General features: G+C 70.2%; 3 protein-coding genes. 1 reads left to right on the top strand and 2 read right to left on the bottom strand.

The window, feature by feature from the left end; all coding sequences use genetic code 11:
- Positions 1-120: 120 nt before the first annotated feature.
- A complete protein-coding gene (locus ACFWM7_RS34220) occupies positions 121-1,635 on the top strand; it encodes a glycosyltransferase family 87 protein (RefSeq protein ID WP_383268384.1) in 1,515 nt (504 codons plus the stop codon).
- 28 nt (positions 1,636-1,663) lie between these two features.
- Here the strand turns inward: ACFWM7_RS34220 and ACFWM7_RS34225 are convergent, their stop codons facing one another.
- Both ACFWM7_RS34225 and ACFWM7_RS34230 read right to left on the bottom strand, forming a co-directional pair.
- On the bottom strand, positions 1,664-2,695 hold the full coding sequence (locus tag ACFWM7_RS34225; RefSeq protein ID WP_383268381.1) for an alanine racemase: 1,032 nt from the start codon (positions 2,693-2,695) through the stop codon (positions 1,664-1,666).
- 77 nt (positions 2,696-2,772) lie between these two features.
- Positions 2,773-3,891: a peptidoglycan bridge formation glycyltransferase FemA/FemB family protein gene (locus tag ACFWM7_RS34230; RefSeq protein ID WP_205080944.1), complete on the bottom strand. Its 1,119-nt coding sequence runs from the start codon at positions 3,889-3,891 to the stop codon at positions 2,773-2,775.
- Positions 3,892-4,018 lie beyond the last annotated feature (127 nt).

The following is a 4,018-nucleotide window of genomic DNA, read 5'->3' on the forward strand; positions in this document are numbered from 1 at the left end:
GGCCGTACCCACCCGGGTACGGCGGCCCTCACCGCGTTTCCGGCGGCGCGCCGCCGCCTGGGCCCCTCCTGCCGTGTCCCCCGGGCGGTCCTTGCCCCGGGCACAGCCCCGTACGGCAGGATGTGCGGCATGCCAAGCCCCAGCGCAGAAGACACGAGCGTGCACCAGGAACGGCCCGTCGTGCGGCCCACCGACAGGGATGAGGTCGCGGCGGCCGGCAGCGAGTTGTTCGGTGGCCGGGTGGGGCGCTGGGCGCGGCTCGGCGACGGTCCGCTCACGCCCGTCCGCGTCGTCGCGCTGGTCATGATCGGGATGTTCGCCCTCGGCATGGTGCAGAAGATCCCCTGCTACGAGTGGGCCTGGTTCCGCGGGGCCACCTCGCAGTACACGCACGCCTGCTACTCCGACATTCCGCACCTCTTTCTGGGGCGCGGGTTCGCCGACGGTCTCGTGCCGTACTTCGACCGGCTGAGCGGCGATATGCAGTACCTGGAGTACCCCGTGCTGACCGGGGTGTTCATGCAGGTGGCGGCCTGGCTGACGCTGACGCCCGACAGCGACCCCATCCAGCAGCGCGAGCAGATGTACTGGATGGTCAACGCGGGCATGCTGATGATCTGCGCGGTGGTCATCGCCGTGTGCACCGTCCGCACGCACCGGCGTCGCCCCTGGGACGGTCTGATGGTCGCGCTGGCCCCCGCGTTCGTCCTCACCGCGACCATCAACTGGGACCTGCTGGCGGTCGCCCTGACGGCCGGGGCGATGCTCATGTGGTCACGGGGCCGGGTGCTCGCGTTCGGCATCCTCATCGGCCTGGCCACGGCCGCCAAGCTCTATCCCGTCCTGCTGCTCGGCCCGCTCCTGGTGCTCTGCTGGCGGGCGGGCCGGTGGCGCGAGTTCGGGACGGCGCTGCTGGGCGCGGGCGCGGCCTGGCTGGTGGTGAACCTGCCGGTGATGATCTTCGCTCCCGAGGGGTGGCGGAAGTTCTACACCTTCAGCCAGGAGAGGCCGATCGACTTCGGGTCGTTCTGGCTGATCATCACGCAGCGCACCGGCAAGCCCATCGACGTGGAGACGGTCAACACCGCATCGGTCGTCCTCATGGTCGTCTTCTGCGCGGGCATCGCCGGTCTGGCGCTCTCCGCGGCCCGCAGGCCGCGCTTCGCCCAGCTGGCGTTCCTGGTGGTGGCTGCGTTCATTCTGACGAACAAGGTCTACTCACCGCAGTACGTGCTCTGGCTGATCCCGCTGGCCGTCCTGGCCCGGCCGCGCTGGCGCGACTTCCTCGTCTGGCAGGCCTGCGAGGTCATGTACTTCCTGGGGATCTGGTCCTACCTCGCCTACACCAGCGGCGGGGACAAGCACCAGGGGCTGCAGCAGGAGGGCTACCAGGTCGCGATCGCCCTGCACCTGCTGGGCACGCTGTACCTGTGCGCGCTGATCGTCCGGGACATCCTCCAGCCGGAGAAGGACCCGGTGCGCGGGGACGGGTCGGACGACCCGTCGGGCGGGGTGCTCGACGGGGCTCCGGACGCCTTCGTGCTGGCGCCCGAGGCCCGTCCGTCCGGGCACGCGGCCCGGACGGTCACGGGGCCTCAGGTGGAGTGGGGCGTGACGCCCACCCGGGACGGCTGAGCCGGGGCCGCCCTTCAGGACGGGCGGCTCAGCGGTCGACGAGCCGGTCGTACTGGGTGGTCGTGTGGCGCAGATGGGCGACCAGTTCGTCACCGACCCGCGGCTCCTGGGCGTCCGAGGGCACGAACAGGATCGACACCTGCATGTGCGGCGGCTCGGCGAACCACCGCTGCTTGCCCGCCCAGACGAACGGCGACAGGTTGCGGTTGACCGTGGCCAGGCCCGCGCGGGCGACGCCCTTGGCCCGCGGCATCACGCCGTGCAGCGCCTTGGGCGCCTCCAGGCCGACGCCGTGGGACGTACCGCCGGCCACGACGACCAGCCAGCCGTCGGATGCGGCCTTCTGCTGGCGGTAGCCGAACCGGTCACCCTTGACGACGGGGGTGACGTCCAGGACGGCCCCGCGGTACTCGGTGGCCTCGTGGTCGCCCAGCCAGAGCCGGGTGCCGATCCGGGCCCGGAAGCGGGTCTGCGGGAACTGCTGCTGGAGCCGGGCCAGCTCCTCGGCACGCAGATGGCTGACGAACATGGTGTGCAGCGGCAGCCGGGCCGCGCGCAGCCGGTCCATCCAGGCGATGACCTCCTCGACGGCGTCGGAGCCGTCGGTGCGGTCCAGCGGCAGATGCAGCGCGAAGCCTTCGAGCCGTACGTCCTCGATCGCCGCGTGCAGCTGCCCGAGCTCCTCCTCCTTGACGCCGTGGCGCTTCATCGAGCTCATGCACTCGATGACGACCCGGGCACCCACCAGGGCGTGCACCCCGTCGACGGAGGAGACGGACCGGATGACGCGGTCCGGCAGCGGTACGGGTTCCTCACCGCGCCGGAACGGGGTCAGGACGAGCAGGTCGCCGCTGAACCAGTCCTTGATCCGGGCCGCCTCGTAGGTCGTCCCGACGGCGAGGGTGTCGGACCCGAAGCGGATCGTCTCGTCGGCGAGACGCTCATGGCCGAAGCCGTAGCCGTTGCCCTTGCAGACGGGTACGAGACCGGGGAACTGGTCCATCACGGACTTCTGGTGCGCCCGCCAGCGCGCGGTGTCGACGTAGAGGGAGAGCGCCATGGCCGGCCCGGAACCTTTCTGGTGGCTGCGGTGAATCAGGGAACGAACGGGGTGTGCCGAGGGAGTATTGAAGCGCGTCAGCGGCGCGACATATACATGTCGAGCGCCTTGTGGAGCAGCTTGTTGAGCGGGAAGTCCCACTCGCCGACGTACTCGACGGCCTCGCCGCCGGTGCCGACCTTGAACTGGATCAGGCCGAAGAGGTGGTCGGTCTCGTCCAGCGAATCGCTGATGCCGCGCAGGTCGTAGACGGTCGCGCCCATCGCGTAGCTGTCGCGCAGCATCCGCCACTGCATGGCGTTCGACGGCCGGACCTCGCGCCCGATGTTGTCGGAGGCGCCGTAGGAGTACCAGACGTGTCCGCCGACGACGAGCATCGTGGCCGCGGAGAGGTTCACGCCGTTGTGCCGGGCGAAGTAGAGCCGCATCCGGTTGGGGTCCTCGGAGTTGAGGACGGTCCACATGCGCTGGAAGTACGAGAGCGGGCGCGGGCGGAAGTGGTCGCGCACGGCGGTGATCTCGTAGAGCCGCTGCCACTCGGCCAGGTCCTCGTAGCCGCCCTGGACGACCTCGACGCCGGCCTTGTCGGCCTTCTTGATGTTGCGGCGCCACAGCTGGTTGAAGCCCTTGAGGACGTCCTCCAGGGAACGGTTGGCCAGCGGCACCTGGAAGACGTAGCGGGGCTGTACGTCACCGAATCCGGCGCCGCCGTCCTCGCCCTGCTGCCAGCCCATCTTCCGCAGCCGGTCCGCGACCTCGAAGGCGCGCGGCTCGATGTGCGTGGCCTCGACGTCGCGCAGGCGCTTCACGTCCGGGTCCTGGATGCCGGACTTGATGGCCGCGGAGTCCCAGCGGCGGATGACCACCGGCGGGCCCATCTTCACGGAGAAGGCGCCCTGCTGCTTGAGGTGGGCGAGCATCGGCTGGAGCCAGTCGTCCAGGTTCGGCGCGTACCAGTTGATGACCGGGCCCTCGGGGAGGTACGCCAGGTAGCGCTTGATCTTGGGCAGCTGGCGGTACAGGACGAGGCCGGCGCCGACGATCTCGCCGTTCTTGTCGAACCAGCCCAGGTTCTCCGAGCGCCATTCGGTCTTCACGTCAGCCCACGCCGGGACCTGGCAGTGACTGGCCGAGGGCAGGCTCTGGATGTACGCCAGATGCTGCTCTCGGCTGATGGTCCTCAGGGTCAGGCTCATGCGGGGCGCTCCTCGGCAGGTGTGTCCCCATCGGTCAGGGGCTCCGGCTCTCGCGCCGAAGCCTACTGTGACCGAGCGGCGCCCGGTCTGGCCCCGGGGGGACGGAACGCGACGCGGGCCGGTGCGG

Origin of the sequence: Streptomyces sp. NPDC058375 (assembly GCF_042723425.1) — a bacterium.
In the GTDB taxonomy this organism is placed as follows: domain Bacteria; phylum Actinomycetota; class Actinomycetes; order Streptomycetales; family Streptomycetaceae; genus Streptomyces; species Streptomyces durocortorensis.

Coding starts and splice junctions, on each gene's coding strand:
- ACFWM7_RS34220 (WP_383268384.1), top strand. CDS start 121: ATGTGCGGCATGCCAAGCCCCAGCGCAGAAGACACGAGCGTGCACCAG.
- ACFWM7_RS34225 (WP_383268381.1), bottom strand. CDS start 2,695: ATGGCGCTCTCCCTCTACGTCGACACCGCGCGCTGGCGGGCGCACCAG.
- ACFWM7_RS34230 (WP_205080944.1), bottom strand. CDS start 3,891: ATGAGCCTGACCCTGAGGACCATCAGCCGAGAGCAGCATCTGGCGTAC.